Here is an 18,894-nt window from a genome sequence, read left to right on the forward strand (position 1 = left end):
GCACTGTGTTATGACTGTCTCCGCATGAGACGTGAGCGGAGAGAGGCGGGCCGGCCCGTGAGGCAAGAGCCGTTCAGCGGCTTCGGGAGCCGCTCGGTGCGGCGCGCCCGGCTGGTCGTGGGTCTGACCTTCGTGTTCTCGCTCCTCGCCTGCTGGTACGCGGTGGGCCTGACCCAGCGGCTGTCTCCCGGCGGCTGGACCCCGACCTCCGCCGACTCCGTACGCGCCGAGGCAGTGCTCGCGTCCGAATTCCGGGCCGGGCCACCGCAGTTGATCCTGCTCGCCACGGCTCCGGATGACTCCGTCGACGCCCCGCACGCGTCCGCCGCGGGCCGCGATCTGACCCGGCGTCTCGCGGCGGACGGCCGGATCGCCTGGGTCAACTCGTACTGGCAGCACCCGCTCCCGTCCCTGCGGACGAAGGACGCGGACTCCGCTCTCGTACTGGTCCGCCTCCGCGGCGACGAACAGGCCGTCCGTGAAGCGGCGGGCGACATCATCGACCGGTTCACCGGGGCGCACGGTCCGTTGCGGGTGTCGGCGTCCGGTGCGGCGGCGGTGCTGGACGAGACGGAGCGGCTCAGCGACGAGGGCATGCGTCACGCCGAGTTCGTCGCCGTGCCCCTGGTCCTGCTCATCCTTCTGTGGGTGCTGGGCAGCGTCACGGCGGCCCTGTTGCCGGTCGTCGTCGGTGTGGTCGCGGTCGCCGCCACGACGGCGTTCCTGCGTCTCCTCGACACCACCACCGAGGTGTCGCTCCTCGCCCTGAACATCACCACCGCGCTGGGCTTCGGACTCGCCGTGGACTTCAGCCTGCTGCTCGTCAGCAGGTGCCGGGAGGAGCTGGCAGCGGGCTGCGGACCGGAGCGGGCGCTACGGCGGACGCTGCGCGGGGCCGGCCGTACCGTGGCGTTCTCCGCCGTGATCATCGCCGCCTCCTTGTGCGCGCTGCTGCTCTTCCCACTGCCGCTGCTCAGGTCGCTCGCCTACGCCGGAGCGACGGTGGTGTGCGCGTCGGCCGTCGGCGCGCTGACGGTGCTGCCCGCGCTGCTCGTCCTGCTGGGGGACCGCCTCGACCGCTGGGACGTGTTCGCGCGGCTTCGCCGCCCGGAGCGCGCGGTGTCGGCGGGCGTGTGGTTCCGGCTCGCGCGCGCGGTGATGCGGCGGCGGGTCCTGGTGAGCGTGGGGGCGCTCGCCCTCCTCGTGCTGCTCGCCGCGCCGGTGACCCAGGTGCGGTTCGGCATGTACGACGACCGGATCCTCCCCGCGTCGTCACCCGTCGCCGAGACCTCGCAGCGGTTGCGCGCGGAGTTCGGGTCGCAGTGGGTGGACGCGGCGAGCGTGGTGCTGCCCAGAAAGCCCGGCGCGATGTCGGGCTCCGGCTCCGTGGCGGAGGCGGTGGCGGACCCGGCGCTCGACGCGTACGCCCGTCGGCTCGCCCAGGTGCCGGGGGTACAGCGGGTCGACGCGAGGACCGGCACGTACCGCGACGGCCGGCGTACGGCACCGCCGGACGCGTCGTCCGGGCGGTTCGCGGGGGCCGGCGGCACCTGGCTGTCGGTGATCCCGGACGGCGACGACCCGCTGTCCCCGCAGGGCAGTCGGCTCGCCGCCGCCCTCCGCGCCGTACCCGCGCCCGGACCCGCCCTGGTCGGCGGGCCCGGTGCCCGGCTCGCGGACACCGAACACGCACTGGCCGGCCGGCTGCCCGCGGTCGTCGGCGTCACCGTGCTGGTCACCTTCGTCCTGCTGCTGGCGTTCACCCGAAGTGTGCTCATCCCCGTCAAGGCGCTGGTGCTCAACGCCCTTGGTCTGGCCGCCACTTCGGGGATCCTGGTCGCCGTCTTCCAGCAGGGCCATCTGGCGCCGCTGTTCGGGGACGTCACCGCGGGTGGCATCACGGACGTGGTCGTGCCGAGCCTGATGTTCTGCGTGACGTTCGGCCTGTCGATGGACTACGAGGTGTTCCTGCTCTCCCGCATCGTCGACGAACACCGGCGCGGCAGCGACACGGAGACCGCGGTGGCGGTCGGCCTTCAGCGCACGGGCGGGCTGTTCACCTCCGCCGCCCTGGTCTTCGCCACGGTCATGGCGGCCCTCGCGCTCTCCTCGCTCGTCCTGCTGAAGCTGATCGGCGTGGGGCTCGCGCTCGCCGTCCTGCTGGACTGCACCGTCATCCGGGCCCTGCTCGTCCCGGCCGTGATGCGGCTCGCGGGACGCGCCAACTGGTGGCTGCCACGGCTCGGCCGCCGCAAGCACCGGCCCGCCCCTTCGCCAACTCCCGTTCCAGCGGCGCCGATGGAGGCTCCATGACCAGTACACGCCCCCGCTTCGCGATCACCGGCGCGACCGGATTCATCGGCCGGCGGCTGTGCCGGCGGATCCTCCGTGAGGGTGGCGAGGTCGCCGCCCTGGTACGGGGCACCTCCGCCCACCAGGCCATCGCCGCGCCGGGGGTGCGCTTGGTGACCGGCGACCTCCTCACCGGCGAGGGGCTGCGCGAGGTCGTACGCGGCGCCGATTACGTCGTGCACCTGGCCGGTCTGGTCAAGTCGCCGACGGAGGAGGGGTTTCGCCGGTGCAACGAGGAGGGCACGCGGCGGCTCGTGGCGGAGGTGGGGGCGCTGGCGTCGCCGCCGCCGCTCGTGCTGTGCTCATCGCTGGCCGCCGCGGGGCCCTCGCAGCCGGGCCGACCCCGCCAGGAGGAGGACCCTCCGCTGCCGGTGTCCCGTTACGGGCGGAGCAAGCTCGCCGCCGAGTACGCGGTGCGGGACCTGTCCCACCGGGTGCCCGCCACCATCGTCCGCCCGCCGATCGTGTACGGCCCGGGGGATCCGGCGTTCGTACCCTCGCTTCTGCCGATGGTGCGCGCGGGTGTGGTGCTCAAGGCCGGGTTCGGTCCGCGCGGCTACTCCTTGGTGCATGTCGACGACCTGTGCGAGGCGCTGCTGGCAGCGGCGCTCCGGGGCCGTCGGCTGGCCGCGACGCGGCCGGCCGACGGCGTCTACTCGGTGTCGGACGGCGCCACGCACACCTGGGACGATCTGTGCGGGGCGCTGGCGAGGGCACTCGGGCGTCGCGGCGGGCCGCTGGTGCTACCGGTGCCTCTTCCCCTGGTCGGCGCGGTGGCGCGGGGCGCCGAGCTGGTCGGGCGGCTGCGGGGTGGCCATCCTCCGCTCAATCGTGACAAGGCGGTCGAGCTGAGAAGCGCGTGGTGGACGTGCTCCACGGAACGGGCCCGCCGCGAGCTGGGTTTCGTTCCCGCCGTATGCCTGGAGGAGAGGCTGGCCGGGCTGATGACGCGCTAGGGCGTGTCCGCGANNGAGTACGGCCGGGCCATCCACAACGCCGATCCTCCGCCTTGCGAGCGCACGCACCAGACGCCGCGAGCCCCGCCCTACGGGCGGACGACGCTACTTCGCGGACACGCCCTAGAGGCTGCCCGTCAGAGGACCGCGAGGCGGTTCACCAGTAGTTCCACCCTCGCCCCGGTGTCCTCCGGCGGCAGTCGTCCCGCTCGGGTCAGGGTCACCAGCCCGTGCAGGGCCGCCCAGAACACCTCGGTGAACAACCCCGGATGCACGCCGTCCCCGGCGACCTCGCCGAGGCTTTCCAACAGCGCGGCGAAGGCGTCCTTGAGAGGTTCCGGAGTGTCCTCCCGCGCGTACGCGAGACCGCCGTCGAGCTGGAAGATGGCGTCGTAGACCGCCGGGTTGAGCTCGGCGAAGTCGAGATAGGCACGGGCAAGGGCGGTGACCCGGGCGCGCGGGCCGTCCGCGGCGGCGGTAGCGGCCCGCACCGCCGACGCCATCTCGGTGGCCCCTTCGAGGGCGACGGCGCCGATGAACTCGCGTTTGCCGCGGAAGTGGCTGTAGAGGACCGGCTGGCTGTACTCGATGCGCTCGGCGAGCCGGCGGGTCGTGACCGCGTCCCAGCCCTGCGCCTCGGCGAGTTCACGGGCCGTCGCCACGATGAGGCGCTCGCGCTCCGTCCGTTGGCGCTGCTTGCGTTCCTGAACCGACATAACTCGATCCTAGCACCGCTAGACAACCGAGCGGCAGCAGGTCTAGCGTTGCCTCATCAGCTAGCAACGCTAGATTCCTGGAGGGGTCGTCATGCTCAACGCACTTGAGGTGTTCACCACCGTGATCGTCGGCCTGATGGTGGGCGTGGAGTTCTCCGTCGCCTTCGTCATCAACCGCATACTCGACGCACTCCCCGAAGACAGCGGCCAACTCGGCCGCGCCCACGGCGGCCGCATGCTCGGCGCCGTCATGCCCGTCTGGTACATCACCTCACTCGCCCTCGTCACCATCTGGGCCATCACCGGACGCCACCACCAAGGCACCACCCTCGTCATCACCGCCGGCGCACTGCTCCTCCTCAGCGTGATCATGTCGATCCTGCTGCTCGTCCCCATCAACAACCAGGGCAAGACCTGGACCCCCGACAACCGCCCCGCCGACTGGAAACAGCAGATGAACCGCTGGGACCGCCTCCACTACATCCGCGTCACCGTCATCATCGCCGCCTTCGCACTACTCGCCACCGCCCTCGCCTGAACGCCACGCGCCCACCGTCAGGGGCTGAACACTCCCTGAATCAGTGCGAGTTCGGCGGTCAGCGCGCGTACGGTTTCGGCGATGTCGCGTTCACTGTGCTGGGCGGTGACGAAGAACCGCAGACGTGACTGGTGGTTCTCCACCGCCGGCGGGATGAACGGCTGCGTGTTCACCCCGCACCGGCGCATCCCGTCGGCCAGTCGCAAGGCGGTGGCGGCGTCACCGGTGATGACCGGCACGACACAGGAACCGTCCGCGCTGAGGCCGGTGTTCAGGCCCGCCTTGACGGCGAGTTCCCTGAATCGTGCCGCGCGGGCACGGGCCGTGGCCGCGAGTCCGGGGTCCCGGCGGAGCCGTCCGAGCGCGGCCAGTGCGGCGGCTGCCGTGCTCGGCGGGATGCCGACGCTGTAGATGAACCCGGGCGTCGTATGCCGGAGATGGGTGACAAGGGCCTCGGAGCCCGCGACGTACCCGCCACAGCTCGCCAGCGCCTTGGAGAGCGTCCCCATCCGGATGTCCACCGCGTCCGGCGGGACACCCCAGTGCTCGACGGCGCCGGCTCCGGTGGCGCCGAGGACACCGACGCTGTGCGCCTCGTCCAGATACAGCATCACGTCGTGCCGGTGCCGCAGTTCGATCAGCGCGGGCAGGTCCGCCAGGTCGCCGTCCATGCTGTAGACGCCCTCCACCGCGACGACGACTCGCCCGTGCGACGGGCGGTGTTCGGCGAGGATACGGTCCAGTGCGGCCAGGTCGTTGTGCGGGAAGATCCGCCGACGGGCTCCGGACAGCTGGGCTCCCTGCACGATGCTGTTGTGCGCGAACGCGTCATGGACGATGAGGTCTCCCGGGCCGAGGAGATGCCCGAGCACCGAGACATTGGTGGGGTGGCCGCCGATGAGGACGAGTGCCCGCTCCGCGTCCAGATGCCGGGCCAGTGCCTCTTCCAGCAGGCCGTGCACCGGCCGTTCGCCTGAGGCCGCGCGGCTGGCCGACACCGAGGTGCCGTAGCGGTCGATGGCCTCCTTGGCGGCCGTCGTCACCACGGGGTCGTGGGCGAGCCCCAGGTAGTCGTATCCGGAGAAGTTGGTCAGCCGGACCCCGTCGACCACCGTGGTGGCGCCGTTGAGTTCGTCGTGCACGGCGAAGTAGGGGCTCGGCAGGCCGAGCGCGGCCAACCGGTCCGCGACACCCGCCGGTTCGTCGCTCTCGACGGGCGGGGGCGGCGTGGGGCGGGGTACTGACCGTGGTACGGATTGCGGTACGGGGGCATGGGCGCCGGGCGTGATCGAGTCCGCGATCTCGCGGACCGTGGCACCGCGCCGCAGCAGTTCATGGGTCAGGGATGGCAAGTCGGGCCAGACCTCCGCCAGTTGCTCGGCGAGTTCTTCGACGAGCAGGGAGTCGAATCCGAGGTCACCGACGAGCGTCTGGTCGAGGCTGAGGACATCCGGCGGGAACTCCGACACGCGGGCGATGGCCGCCAGCAGACGTGTCGTCACAGAACCGTCGGGCGCCGCGCTGTGCCCGGTCTCGCCGAGCGCCCAGTGCGTGGTGGTCTCGACCGGACTGGGCGGCAGGTTCACAAGGCGCCCGGCGGCCGGGTCCGGCGGCTGTTCCGCGTCGAGCAGGCGCGCGGCGTCCGGGGGTGGTGAGCCGCCGAGTTCGCGCGGCCGGGAGCCTTGGCACCGTACCCACATACCCGATGGCACCTCGGTCCCGTCGCGCAGCGCCGTAACCAACTCGCCGAGCTGTCCCGCCAGTTGGGTGCGCGTGGCGGCGGCCACCACGGCCCGGGACCGCAGCCGGGTCCGGGAGGCCAGGGTGTACGCGACATCGGCGAGCGCCGGCGGGGTCGGCCCGCCCAGCACATCGGCCAGGCGCTCGGCGTACTGGGCGAGGAGGGTGTCCGAGCCCGCCGTCAGGAGGAACAGCGAGTCGTCCGCCTGCCGGTAGGTCGACGTCACTGCCGGTACCGCCCCCGGTGCCTGCTCAAGCACCACATGCACGTTCGTACCGCCGAACCCGAAGGCGCTGACACCCGCCCTGCGCGGCGCGTCCCGCTCGGGCCGCCACGCGCGCGGCTCCCGCGCGACCGCGAACGTCCCCCCGTCCGGGAGCATCGCGGGATCGGCCTGCTCGCAGCCCGCCTGCGGCGGAATGACACCGTGGTGGACGGCGAGTGCCGCCTTCAGCAGACCGGCGATGCCCGCCGCGGAGAGCGTGTGCCCGATGTTCGCCTTGACCGAGGAGACATGGCACCGCGCCCCGGCGGGCGATCCCGCGCGCAGGTCACGCAGGACGGCCATCTCCACCGCGTCCCCCGTGGGCGTGGCCGTGCCATGGCACTCGACGAGGTCCACGCTGCCCGGCGGGACGCCCGCGTCGTCGTAGGCACGTTCCAGACAGGCGGCCTGACCTTCCTGACGAGGTGTCATGGGGCCGGTGGAGCGACCGTCGTTGGTGCAGGCGCTGCCCCGGACGACCGCGTACACCCGGTCGCCGTCGCGCCGGGCGTCGGCGAGCCGTTTGAGGACGACCATCCCCGCTCCCTCGCCCAGTACGAACCCGTCCGCACGCCGGTCGAAGGGACGGCAGACGCCTACGCGGGAGAGGACGCCGATACGGGAGAAGCCGATGAGGTTGTCCGGCACGAGGTTGAGGTAGACCCCGCCCGCCAGGGCCACTTCGCTCTGTCCTGAGCGCAGATGGGTGACCGCCTCGTGCACGGCGGCGAGGGAGGCGGAGCACGCGGCGTCCACCACGAAGCTCGGGCCGCCCAGGTCGAAGACCGAACTCACCGATGACGCCGCCATGTTCAGCATGATGCCCGGCACGGTGTACGCGTTCATCGGCGCGACCGCGTCGGCGGCGGCCGTCAGCCGTTCCGCGTCCGCCGCGTCCACTCCCCCGTACTGCCCCCGGGCGAGCTGACGGGCCCGGACGCGGGTGGTCAGCATGTCCTTGTACTCGGACACCGAGGCACCGACGTAGACCCCCGTACGTTCCCGGGGGAACGAGGCGCGCTCCAGACCCGCGTCCTGGAGGGCGACGCGGGCCAGCTCGATCAGCAGCCGGTGCTGGGGATCGGCGACGTCGACGCGTCGTGGTGGCAGCCCGTGGTGCAGGGCGGCGAAGGAGCGTACGTCGTCGAGGTGGGCCACCCGGTCGGTGTAGGCGGCGTCGGGATCGCGTGGGTCCGCCGGGCGGTGGAACGGCTCGTGGTTCCAGCGCCCGCCGACGGGGCCGCTGACCACCACGCCGTCGTGAATCAGCCGCCAGTAGTCGTGGATGTCCGGGGCGCCGGGGAAGCGGCAGGCCATGCCGGTGATCGCGATGGAGTCCATGGGTCAGCCCTCCGTGGGCACGACGGCACCGGCCTGCGCGGGCAGCACGACTCCGGTCCGCGCCGTCTCGGCCGGTACGCGGAACAGGTCCCCGCGGCTGAGCCCCAGCGCGGCCAGCAGAGGCAGCACCACCTCGGTGAAGAACACGCGCGCGTCGACTCCCGCCGTACGCATGACGGTGACGCGGTCGTCGTAGTCGGGCAGCAGATCCTCGGCCGGCATACGGAAGGTGCGTACGACGTGGGCGAGATCGGCGAGCGTGCCCGCGCGGTCGTCGTCCAGGTGCAGGGCGAGCACGCGCTGGTAGAAGCGGGAGTGTGCCATCTCGTCGCGTGCGATGAACCGGTACACCTCGGCCAGCACGGGATCGCCTGTCCTGCGGGCGAGTTCGCGCTGTTTCCGGTAGATCACGAAGGTGGTCAGCTCCTGCAGCGCGAGGTACGCGGTCATGCGCCGGGGATCGTCGTGCGGCGCCCGCCAGCGGCGGCCGAGGATCTGCTCGGCGTAGTCGTGCAGTTGGTCCTCGGTGCGCTGCCCGGTCCGGCGCAGATACTCGCGCAGTACGAGGGAGTGTTTGGCCTCCTCGTAGCCCCAGTTCGCCGCGAACCACGCCTGGCCGTAGTTGCCGGCCAGCAGCGACAGATGTTCGCGCAGATAGTCGGGGAGGAACATCTCGACTCCGCAGAACGTCTCGGCGCAGAGCGCGAGGCGGTCGTCCCGGGGGACCTCGTCGAGCCGGTCCCACGGCACGTCCTCGAAGAGATTCCAGCGACGGGTGCGTTCCGCGCGTTCGAAGAACGTCATGTACTCGCGGTGGAACGCCTCGCGCAGCGCACGGGAGGTCATCGGGCGCCCGCTTGCCGCTCCGGGGCCGCGGCCATCAGCAACTCGCACAGATCACCCACCGTACGTACGCGTCCGAACGCCTCGTCCGGCAGCCGCAGACCGATGTCGTGCTCGGCCACGGCGATCATTTCGAGGAGCTGTACGGAGTCGAGGCCCAGGGCCTGCAACTCCGTCCCGCTCGTCAGGGGCCCCAACTCGTGATGGCTGACTTGCGCACCGGCGCTCCGCAGCAACGCAAGTGCCTCGGCAAGGGTCATGCCACTCATGCCATTCTCCTGATCGGATCACGTCACACACACGGTCGAAACGCAGACTCGGTCGATCACTGCTGGTCGGCCACTCAGTCGATACGCCGCAGCGACCACTGGGCCAGGGAGTGGTACCGCTGGTCGAAGGCGCGCATACAGAAGGTGAGATAGCGGTCGTAATCGGCGAACAGCTCGTCGCCCCAGGTGGTACGGATGAGCTTCTCGTTCCGCCGGAGGCCCTCGCGCCAGTGGCTCAGGGTGCGCAGATAGTCCGTACGCCGGGTACGGAGGTGCACGATCTCCCAGTACGGGCCGACAGCGCGGACGATGTCCTCCGTGCGCGGGGCGGCGCTGCCGGGGAAGATCCGGCCTGCGAACCAGCCCATCTCGCGGATCTCCGCCAACTCGCGCGGCACGCGGTCGTTCACGACGTGCTGCAGGCCGAAGGAGGCACCCGGGACCGTCCAGTTCCACGCTCTTCGGAAGAAGCCCCGGTAGACGTCCAACGCCTCGCCGGCGCGCACCTGTTCAGGTCGGCACGCGTGCTCAAGCATGCAGATCGACGTCAGCGCGTCGAATCTCCCGGCCGGTTCGAAGTCGCGGTAGTCCACGCAGTGGACGGTCACACCGGGCAGGTTCAGCCGCTCGATCTCCGTGTGCTGGACACGCGACAGCGTGATGCCCTGGGCCTCCCGTACCTGACGTACGGACGCCAGATACGCCAGATTGCCGCCCCAGCCGCATCCGATGTCCAGCACCCTGGAGTCGGGCCGGATCCCGGCGTACTCGTGGATCACGGCGAGTTTGGCGAGCTGTGCCTGCCGCAGGTCGTCGGTGTCGTCGAACACCGCGCAGGTGTAGTGCAACTCGTCGCCGAGCCACAGTCGGTAGAAGTCGGGGCTCACTCCGTAACTGATCTCAATCTCAGCCGCTGTGGACACCGTGTGCCTCCGTGCGAGGGCGCGGGACGGTCGGTTGTGCGGGGAGGGGCCGGGACGCGGCGAGGTGTCGGCGGCGTGTCTCCTGGCGCCGTGGTTTGCCCGATGTGGTTCTGGGGATCGTGCCGGGCCCGACGGTGACGACCTCGCGCACGTCGAGCGCCAGGCGCTCCGCCACGAGGCGCCGGACCGCTCCGTCAAGGTCGTGCGCCGCGTCGGCGCGGCACTCCACGACCACGACGACCTCTTCGGTGTGCGACGAGGCCGAGGGCCGGGTGAAGGCCACCACGCCTCCGGCGCGGACGCCGGGCAGCGTCTCGACCAGCCATTCGAGCCGAGTCGGGTCGGTGTTGCGGCCGTTGACGACGAGTACGTCCTTCAGGCGCCCGGTGACGTGCAGTTCACCGTCGGCGAGATAGCCCCGGTCCCCGGTGCGCAGCCAGCCGTCCGCGCGGAAGGTCTCCGCGGTGGCGTCGTCGTCACCGGTGTACCCGGCGGCGACCGAGGGACCGCGGACCCAGATCTCCCCGACCGAGCGCTCGGGGCAGGTCGCCCCCCGCCCGTCGATCACGGCGATCTCGTGCCCGGGGAACGGTCCGCCGCAGTTCACGACCTCCAGCGGTTCTTCTCCGTCGCCGGCCGGAACCGCCCGGTCCGTGTCCCGCAGGGCGGCGGGCGACACGGCATCGGTCCGCGGGCCGCGTCCCCGGGCGCCGAAGGTCACCGCGAGCGTCGACTCGGCCAGCCCGAAGCACGGGAGCAGCGCGGCCGGATCGAGCCCGGCGCCGGCGTACGCCGCTGTGAACGCTTTGAGCGTACGGGTGTTGACGGGCTCTCCGCCGCAGCCGAGCACGCGGACCGGTGCCAGATCGAGTCCGGCGACGTCCTCGGGCCGTACCCGTCGGGCGGCGAGTCCGAAGGCGAAGTTCGGGGCGAAGGTGATGGTGCCCCGGACCTCGGACATCGTGCGCATCCACACCCCGGGCTCACGGACGAACGTCCGCGCGGGCAGCAGGGTCACGGGCAGTCCCGCCACCAGCGGGGCCAGTACGAATCCGACCAGGCCCATGTCGTGGTGGAGCGGCAGCCAGCTCACCGCGTGATCGCGGTCGGGGTCGACGGCCAGGCCGTGCCGCATGATGGCGTGCGCGTTGGCGGTCACGGCTCCGGCGGTCGCGGCCACCGCGCGAGGCCGGCCCGTACTGCCGCTGCTGAACTGGAGGTACACGGTCCGGTCGCTGCGAAAAGGGGCAGGATCCTGTGGCTCGACCGCGCCGGCGGCCTCCAGGAATTCGTACGAATACGCATTTGGAAACGCGGCGGGAGAACGACCGGAACAGGCATCTGGACAAGGATCGGGATTCGGCCGGGGATACGAACTCGCGGGCGAATTCCTAGCGGCGGGCGAAAGCGGGCCGGTACGCATGCCGGACAGCAGCGGCAGGCTCGCTCCGGGTGCGACGAGGGCCCTCGGATCGGCGGCCTCCAGGGCTTCGGCGAGCGCCTCACCCCAGGCGTCCCGGCGCCCGAGCGGAGGCGGCGGCGGGAGGGGTACGGGCACCAGACCGGCCCATACGGCTCCGAGGAAGGCGCGCACGAAGGGCCCGGGATCGTCGGCGACCAGTGCGACCCGGTCCCCGGGACGCAGCCCCGTGGCGACCAGTCGGCCGGCCGAGTCTCTTACGGCGGCTAGCAGTTGGGCTCGGGACAGCGTGAGCGTCTCCCCGTCCGCGCCGACGTAGGTATGAGCGGGGCGCGGGTCCCCCTCGTACGTCTGGAGCGTCGATGTGATCCATCGGTCAGGCACCGGGCACGCACACCTTTCGGCCCTTCACGGAATTGAGGTGCCCGATGATAGCCAGGTGTTTCCATTCCAAGAAATGGGACCGCTTTGCCGATTATCCTTTCAAATTCCGGACCTCGTCGGCGCCCATGACCGAGGCGCCGAACCGCATCTCCAAGGCCGCGACGATCACGAGACCGTACACATCCGCCTTGCTCGCCATATTGACGGCCATTCACCGCGTGGGGATGATCTGAGAGCTGATCTGAGAGCGCTTTCTATCGTGGACATGATCAGGAGGAACCTGATGTCCCCCACCCGATGGCTCATCGGCATCGTTCCGCTCGCACTCGTCGGCGCACTTTCCCTCGGACAGGTGGTGACCACCGCCGAACCCACCGAAGCGGCAACCCGGGTGACGGACGGTCAGCCGTCCACGCTCGGCCGCCCACTGGTCGGCGGAGCCGACCCGAGCGTCATCAAGGTCGGCGACCTCTATGTCTCCGCCAAGTCGGTGGACGGCGGCATCGCGGTGCGGACGGCGTCCACGCCGGAGGGCGTCGCCACCGCGCCCAAGCACCAGGTGTGGCAGGACTCGGGCAACCTCGGCGAGGTCTGGGCCCCGGAGATCGTGCACCACGACGGGCAGTACCGCATCTACTTCGCCGCCGGACGCGGCGCCGCCCACCGGACGTACCACATCAGTTCGCCCACCCCGGACTCCGGCTACTCCCCCGCCACCAAGGTCGCGCTGCCCGACGACAAGTGGGCCATCGACGGGGCGCCTTTCACTTTCGGCGGCCAGCGCTGGTTCGTCTGGTCCGGCTGGGCGGGCGACACCAATGTCGAGCAGAACCTCTACATCGCCCGGATGAGCGGTCCCACCACGACCACCGGCGGACGGTACGTCATCTCGCAGCCGCGCGAGCCGTGGGAACGGGTCGTCGGCAACCCGTACATCAACGAGGCTCCGCAGCCCGTCGTCGACCCCGACGGGCGGTTGCACATCGTGTATTCGGCGAACGGGAGCTGGAGCGACAACTACTGCATCGCCGACCTGCGGCTGCGGGCCGGTGGCGATCCGACGTACGTGTGGGACTGGTACAAGAGCAACGGGTGTCTGTTCGGCTCGCACGCCGCGACCATGATGCCGGGCTGGGACCCCACGCTGAACGTCGACGGGCCCGGCCACCACACGTTCGTCCTGCCGCGCGGCGACGCCGCCGCGGGGCCGCCGTCCGGCAACCGCTTCCCGACCATGTTCCACGCGGTCGCGAAGGGCACGCCGTACTCGTGGGCCAACCGCTACTGGTACAGCGGAACGGCCGTCTGGTGGGGCAGCACCACGTATCGCAGGGCCAACGTCCCCGGCGAGACCACGAACGTGGGGTACAGCCTCAAGTTCTTCGAATGACGCCCGTTCCCCGCTCCGGCCCCGCCGCTCCGCCGTCCGACGCCCCTCGCGAGTAGGAGTCCACCCATGTCCGAGCTGCCTCCGCCTTCCCGACGCCGCTTCCTCGGCGCGACGAGTGCGATCGGACTCGCCGGCACGCTCGGGGCCGTGTCGACGGGCACCGCCTCGGCGGCGGACGGCAACAGCGTCGTACCGGTCAACTGGCGGAACCTGGGCTCCTATTCGGGGGCGGACGACGCCGGAACGCGCGTGACGGCCATCCTCGCCGGCAGTTCCCGCTATCTGATCGGCACCTGGTACGCCGCCACCTACACCCACTACCTGCCCGACGGCTACATCGACCTCAGAGGAACCGACGAGCGCGCCGTCCGGCTGCCCGCCATGGCCGCGGTCGCCGCCACCACGGCCCTGGTGACCGGGACGTACGACCCCCGGACGCTCTCGGCCGCGAACGCCACCATCCGCACCCGCAATCTCATCCGCACCCTCGCCGCCAGACACCGGGCCAACAACCCGAACACCGCGACCCGTTGGGGCGGCGGCTGGCAGACCGCCCTGTGGGCGTACTACACGGCGCTGGCGGGCTGGCTCTTCTGGGACCGGCTGGACGCCACCGAGCGCGATCACGTCGTGGCGATGCTCGTGTGGGAGGCGGACCGGCTCACCACCGGCAACGACGTCCACCTCATCGGCACCAGCGGCGACCAGCTGTACATGACCCGGCGCGACGGCACCGTCGTCACCCCCGGGGACAGCAAGGCGGAGGAGGACAACTGGAGCGCCGCCGCGCTCTCCCTGGCGGCCACGATGATGCCGGGCCACCCGGGCGCCGCCCGCTGGACGCGTCGCAACGTCGAACTCCTGCTTGCGGCGGCGGCCAGGCCGGCGGACCTCACCGGCAGCGAGATCATCAACGGTGTGCGGCTGTCCACGTGGCTGCGGGGGACGAACATCGCCGACGACGGAACACTGGAGAACCACGCGCGGCTGCACCCGCTGTACATGGTGGCCTTCGACCAGAGCCTCTACCAGGGCTTCGTCTTCGGCCTGGCGAACCGGGCGGCGCCGAGGGCCGCGCTGCACAACATCAAGCAGACGTACGCCGCCCTGGTCGACAAGGAGTTCCCGCTGCCGGGCGGCGGCACCAGTCCCATCTACCGGCCGGGCTCGGCGGAGATCCACTACCCCGAGGGCAACGACTGGGGGACGCACTTCCCGTTCTACTTCGGCAACTTCGACCTCCTGGTGTCCCTCACCGGTCAGGACCGGGGCATCACCCCGCGCGCCGCCGAGTGGGAGCGCCTGCACAACACCGACCAGCTCTCCCTCATGTCCCGGTTCACCGACGGCCGGACCTACGGCCCCAACGGGGAGAACACGTACTACGGGCGGGAGCACCGTATCGGCGCCATGGCGGGACAGATGTATCTGACGCTGTTCCTGGCCCGGAACTCGACGGGCAACCGGCTGCTCTGGAGGTGACCCCCGGCCCGGCGCACGCCCTTCCCGGTGGCCGGGCCGGGGGCGCGTACGGGGTGTGAGCGGCCTGTACGCTGCGACTATGCAGCCGTCCGTGTCCTCATCCCCGGCTGGTTCCGCGCGCTCGGGCCGCCCGGTGGCTGCCCCTGCCCAGCGCGGGCTCCTGACGGAGCGCATCGCCCGTCAGCTGGAGCACGACATCCGGTCCGGGGAGATCGCCGTCGGGACGAAGCTCCCCTCGGAGCGCGAGCTGGCCGCACAGTTCGGTTCCAGCAGGAATGTCGTACGTGAGGTGCTGCGGCGGCTGGAGGCCCAGCATCTGATCGAAGTCGCTCCGGGGCGCGGCTCCTTCGTCCGCGAGCAGTCCTCGGGGCAGGCCAGGGGGTACGACGCGCTGTACCGGGCGGGACGGCCCACCGTCCGGCAGCTCATCGAGGCGCGGATCCCGCTGGAGGTCGAGATGGTCCGGCTGGCGACCGAGCGGGCCACGGACGAGGACATCGCGGCGATGCGGAGCGCGCGGGACGCCCTGGAGTCGGCGACGGACGTCGTCGTCAAGGCGCAGGCCGACATGGACTTCCACGACGCCGTCGCGGTGGCGAGCAAGAACCCGGTGCTGCGGATCATGCTGTCCTCGATCAGCGGGATGATGTTCGAGATGATGCTCCGCTCGAACTCCGATCCGTCGATCGGTGAGCCCGGCGTGCCGCACCACCCGGAGATCTTCGAGGCGGTCGAGGCGCGGGACGTGGACCTCGCCTGTGAGCGGATGCGGGAGCATCTGCTGCTGGGGCTGCGTACGTACGGGCCGGATCTCGACGTTCAGGTCGACACCATGGCGCGCAACCACATCGAGACGCTGCTGGGCCAGTCCGAAGGGCGCCAGGGCGGCGGCCGAACCGGCGAATAGGCCGGGCATGGGTCCGGAATTCTTCTCTTCAGGGCTGGTCGGGGTGGCTCTTCTGCTGTTACGGTCCCGTCTGAACCAACTGGTCCTACCAGTTGGACCAGGCCGGTCGGGACCGGCACGCGTCACGCGTTCGCACCACGCGCGGACACCACGCACCGCGTAGACGCACCAAGCAGACGCACCACGTACACGCAGCATGCACACGCACCACGCGCGACACCGTGGAGAGACGAGGACGAGGATGTCCACGAGCAGCCAGCCACTGAGCCGGCGCGCCTTCGGCAGACTTGCCGCGGGCGTCGTGGGGGCCGCCGGGCTGGGGGCGCTGAGCGCCTGTTCGACCGGGGGCGGCAAGCCCTCGGCCGGCACCCCGCTGCGGATCATGGCGATCAACCATGTGTGGTCCCAGGCGATCCAGCGCCGTACCAAGGAATTCGAGGAGCGGATCGGGCGGCGGGTCTCGATGACCCTGCTCACCGCCGACCAGCTCGCCAGCAGCTACAACGTCAAGCTGAACGCGTCCGGGACCGACGTGGACGTGATGATGGTCCGCGCACTCCAGGAGCAGTTGCTCTTCGGACACAACGGCTGGCTCGCGGACCTCAGCGACCGGGTGGCGGACTCGGAGTTCGACTGGCCCGACTTCCAGAAGGCCCCGCGCGAGGCGTCCCTCACGGCGGGGAAGGTGCTGAGCGTCCCGGTGGTGACCGAGCGCCCCGCGCTCTACTACCGCAAGGACCTGGTCGAGGACCTCGGCGGGCCGCCGCGCACCCTGGACGCGCTGATGGACGCCGCCCGGGAACTCACCCAGAAGAAGAAGGGCTTCTACGGCTATGTCGGCCGGGGCCAGCGCAGCGGCGCCGTGTCGCAGTGGTCGAGCTTCCTGTACTCGCACGGCGGTGACTTCGTCGTCGACGGAAAGTCCGGCATCGGCAGCCCGGAGGCGCTCGCGGCGTACGAGTACTACGGCGCCCTGCTGGCCAAGGCCGGCCCGCCGGGGGCGACCAACATGAGCCTGGAGCAGGCGATGCCGATCTTCGCGCAGGGCAAGGCGGCGTTCTACATCGACGCGGACGCGATCTACAGCAGCTTCCTGGACCCGAAGGTGTCCCGGGTGCGCGAGAGCATCGGCTTCGCTCCCTTCCCCGCCGGCCCCGCGGGTGCCAGGCCGCACAACATCCCCTCGTGGAGCCTGGGCATCAACGAGTTCTCCCTGCTGCGCGACGACGCCTGGGAGTTCATCCGGTGGGCCGCCGGTCCCGAGATGTCGGCCGCCCTCCAGTCGGACGGCATACCCGGCGCCCGGTCCTCGGTGTGGTCCGACCCGAAGACCCTGGCCTCCTTCCCGCCGGACCTCGCCGAGGCCATGCGGCTCAACGCGGAGCGCGGCCTCGGTTACGACCGGCCGCGGGTCCTCCAGGTCGGCCGGGCCCGGGACATCGTCGGCAGGCCGCTGGTCGCGGGCATCCTCGGCCAGTCCGTACCGCCGGTGGCGCGTGACGCCGACGCGGAGTTCGCCGAGTTCCTCGTACGCGACAACCGCCACAAGGAGTCCTGATGTCCACCACCGAGGTCTCCACGGCTCCCACCGGCACCCGCCCGTCGGACCCGAAGGCGCCCCGCGAGCGCCGGCCGCGCACCTTCGAGCAGGCCAACCGGCGGCTGAAGTGGGCGATGCTCACTCCGGCGCTGCTCTTCGTGGGCCTGATGATCGTCTTCCCGCTGGCCTTCACGCTCGACCTCAGCCTGACCGACGCCTTCGGCGCGGTGAACGCCGACAAGGCCCATATCGGTCTGCGCAACTTCACCGAGGCGCTGGGCGACACCCGCAGGTTCTGGCCGGCCGCCCGCCGCACCCTGATCTTCACCGTCGGCGCGGTGCTGCTGGAGACGGTGCTCGGGCTCGCCCTGGCGATGCTGATGCGCAAGTCGTTCCGGGGCATGCGCTGGGTGCGTACCGTCCTGATCATTCCGCTGCTCACCACGCCGGTCGCGATCGGCATCCTGTGGCTGCTGATCCTCGACCCCACCAACGGCATCGCCAACCATCTGCTCGCCGCCGTCGGCCTGCCCCGGCAGGAGTTCCTCGGCTCGGTCAGCCAGTCGCTGCCGACCCTGATGCTCATCGACGTGTGGCAGTGGACGCCGATGATGACACTGCTGCTGCTCGCCGGGCTCACCACGCTGCCCGAGGAGCCCGAGGAGGCCGCCCTGGTCGACGGGGCGAACAGCTGGCAGCGGTTCCGCCACATCATCCTGCCGATGCTCGGCCCGACGCTGGCCGCCGCGCTGGTGCTGCGTGCCGTCGACGCGCTGAAGACCTTCGACATCCTCTACGCCACCAAGGGCCCCGGCGGCGGTTCGGACTTCGAGGTGGAAACCCTCAACGTGTACGCCTACGGGCTCACCTTCGACTACCAGGAGTACGGACTGGCCGCCGCCGTCCTGGTCCTGTTCACGCTCTTCATCATCGGTGTCGTGGTGCTGCTGCGCCGCCGTGGCGGAAGGAAGAACGCATGAGTGCCACCGTCTCCCCCGGGTCGCGCCGGCGCCGGAACTGGTCGTGGCTGCGCGGCACCGCCATCGCGCTCGTGACGCTCGTCTTCGCGCTGCCGATCGTGTGGATGTTCGCCGCGGCCTTCAAGACCAACGTGCAGGTCACCGACCCGTCCGTGGGCCTGTGGTTCAGCCCCACCCTGGAGAACTTCCGCGGCATCGTCGAGGACGGGCAGATCCTGCGCTCGATGGGCAACTCACTGCTGATCGGGCTGGTGTCGACGGTGCTGTCCGCCGTCATCGCCGTACCCGCCGCCTGGGCGGTGGGCCGGTTCCAGATGCACCGCACGGGCTCCCTGATCCTCGTCGCGCGCATCGTCCCGGCGATCTCGCTGCTCGTCCCCTGGTACTACCTGTTCGCGCAGATGGGGCTCGTCGGCTCCTACACCGTGCTGATCCTCAGCCATATGTTCGTCTCCGTCCCGCTGATCATGTGGATCATGATCAGTTTCTTCGCGGGGCTGCCGGTCGAGCTGGAGGAGGCCGCCCGCACCGACGGACTGAGCGCGTTCGGCGCCTTCTGGCGCATCTCGCTGCCCCTGGCCGCGCCGGGCACCGCGACCGCCTCGCTGCTGGCGTTCGTCTTCAGCTGGAACAACTTCATGTTCGCGCTGGTCTTCGCCGACGACAGTACGCAGACGGTGCCGGTGGCCCTGTTCAACTTCATCTCGTACGCGAGCACCGACTGGGGCGGGCTGATGGCCGCCGCGACGCTCATCACCGTGCCGGTCGTACTGGCCGCCGTCGTCGGACAGAAGTACCTGGTGGCCGGGCTGACCTCCGGCGCCTCCAAGGGCTGATCACACCCTCC

Annotated in this window: 15 protein-coding genes; 9 read left to right on the plus strand and 6 right to left on the minus strand. The window is 70.9% G+C overall.

Annotation, left to right across the window (positions count from 1 at the left end):
* The first annotated feature begins 57 nt into the window (after window positions 1–57).
* Window positions 58–2,313 carry an MMPL family transporter gene (locus BHU15_RS14195; protein ID WP_069627511.1) on the plus strand — a complete coding sequence of 752 codons (2,256 nt, stop codon included), beginning with the start codon at window positions 58–60 and terminating at the stop codon, window positions 2,311–2,313.
* A complete protein-coding gene (locus BHU15_RS14200) occupies window positions 2,310–3,308 on the plus strand; it encodes an NAD-dependent epimerase/dehydratase family protein (protein ID WP_069627512.1) in 999 nt (332 codons plus the stop codon). Before BHU15_RS14195 ends, BHU15_RS14200 begins: the two co-directional genes overlap by 4 nt.
* Window positions 3,309–3,445: 137 nt before the next feature.
* On the opposite strand, the gene BHU15_RS14205 is transcribed toward BHU15_RS14200, so the two are convergent.
* Window positions 3,446–4,024: a TetR/AcrR family transcriptional regulator gene (locus BHU15_RS14205; RefSeq protein ID WP_069627513.1), complete on the minus strand. Its 579-nt coding sequence runs from the start codon at window positions 4,022–4,024 to the stop codon at window positions 3,446–3,448.
* A 91-nt stretch (window positions 4,025–4,115) separates the two neighbouring features.
* Between BHU15_RS14205 and BHU15_RS14210 the strand changes: the two genes are divergently transcribed.
* Window positions 4,116–4,562, plus strand: coding sequence for an anthrone oxygenase family protein (locus BHU15_RS14210; protein WP_069627514.1), 447 nt, complete (start codon window positions 4,116–4,118; stop codon window positions 4,560–4,562).
* A gap of 17 nt (window positions 4,563–4,579) precedes the next feature.
* Here BHU15_RS14210 and BHU15_RS14215 read toward each other — a convergent pair whose 3' ends face one another.
* The 5 genes from BHU15_RS14215 to BHU15_RS40850 all read right to left on the minus strand — a co-directional run bounded on the left by BHU15_RS14215 (window position 4,580) and on the right by BHU15_RS40850 (window position 11,748).
* Window positions 4,580–7,909 carry an aminotransferase class I/II-fold pyridoxal phosphate-dependent enzyme gene (locus tag BHU15_RS14215; protein ID WP_079128135.1) on the minus strand — a complete coding sequence of 1,110 codons (3,330 nt, stop codon included), beginning with the start codon at window positions 7,907–7,909 and terminating at the stop codon, window positions 4,580–4,582.
* Window positions 7,910–7,912: 3 nt separating this feature from the next.
* The gene (locus BHU15_RS14220) at window positions 7,913–8,755 is read right to left on the minus strand and encodes an acyl-ACP desaturase (protein ID WP_069627515.1); all 843 of its coding nucleotides are present in this window, start codon (window positions 8,753–8,755) and stop codon (window positions 7,913–7,915) included.
* Entirely contained in the window at window positions 8,752–9,021 is a 270-nt protein-coding gene (locus BHU15_RS14225) for an acyl carrier protein (RefSeq protein WP_079128136.1), read from the minus strand. Before BHU15_RS14225 ends, BHU15_RS14220 begins: the two co-directional genes overlap by 4 nt.
* Before the next feature lie 74 nt (window positions 9,022–9,095).
* A complete protein-coding gene (locus BHU15_RS14230) occupies window positions 9,096–9,944 on the minus strand; it encodes a class I SAM-dependent methyltransferase (RefSeq protein WP_069627516.1) in 849 nt (282 codons plus the stop codon).
* Window positions 9,928–11,748 (minus strand): AMP-binding protein, encoded by a 1,821-nt coding sequence (locus tag BHU15_RS40850; protein WP_079128137.1) that lies wholly within the window; start codon window positions 11,746–11,748, stop codon window positions 9,928–9,930. The genes BHU15_RS14230 and BHU15_RS40850 overlap by 17 nt, the downstream gene beginning before the upstream one ends.
* Before the next feature lie 283 nt (window positions 11,749–12,031).
* On the opposite strand from BHU15_RS40850, the gene BHU15_RS14240 reads away from it, so the two are divergent.
* The 6 genes from BHU15_RS14240 to BHU15_RS14265 all read left to right on the plus strand — a co-directional run bounded on the left by BHU15_RS14240 (window position 12,032) and on the right by BHU15_RS14265 (window position 18,883).
* A complete protein-coding gene (locus BHU15_RS14240) occupies window positions 12,032–13,138 on the plus strand; it encodes a glycoside hydrolase family 43 protein (protein ID WP_079128138.1) in 1,107 nt (368 codons plus the stop codon).
* Between the two features lie 66 nt (window positions 13,139–13,204).
* Entirely contained in the window at window positions 13,205–14,620 is a 1,416-nt protein-coding gene (locus BHU15_RS14245) for a hypothetical protein (RefSeq protein WP_069627518.1), read from the plus strand.
* A gap of 79 nt (window positions 14,621–14,699) precedes the next feature.
* Complete coding sequence (locus tag BHU15_RS14250; protein WP_069627519.1) at window positions 14,700–15,527, plus strand: FadR/GntR family transcriptional regulator; 828 nt, start codon at window positions 14,700–14,702, stop codon at window positions 15,525–15,527.
* A 241-nt stretch (window positions 15,528–15,768) separates the two neighbouring features.
* A complete protein-coding gene (locus tag BHU15_RS14255; RefSeq protein ID WP_069627520.1) occupies window positions 15,769–17,085 on the plus strand; it encodes an ABC transporter substrate-binding protein in 1,317 nt (438 codons plus the stop codon).
* The gene (locus tag BHU15_RS14260) at window positions 17,085–18,047 is read left to right on the plus strand and encodes a carbohydrate ABC transporter permease (RefSeq protein WP_069627521.1); all 963 of its coding nucleotides are present in this window, start codon (window positions 17,085–17,087) and stop codon (window positions 18,045–18,047) included. The genes BHU15_RS14255 and BHU15_RS14260 overlap by 1 nt, the downstream gene beginning before the upstream one ends.
* The gene (locus BHU15_RS14265) at window positions 18,044–18,883 is read left to right on the plus strand and encodes a carbohydrate ABC transporter permease (RefSeq protein ID WP_069627522.1); all 840 of its coding nucleotides are present in this window, start codon (window positions 18,044–18,046) and stop codon (window positions 18,881–18,883) included. Before BHU15_RS14260 ends, BHU15_RS14265 begins: the two co-directional genes overlap by 4 nt.
* The last annotated feature ends 11 nt before the right edge of the window (window positions 18,884–18,894 follow it).

This window comes from Streptomyces niveus (assembly GCF_001723055.1).
GTDB classification, from domain to species: domain Bacteria; phylum Actinomycetota; class Actinomycetes; order Streptomycetales; family Streptomycetaceae; genus Streptomyces; species Streptomyces niveus.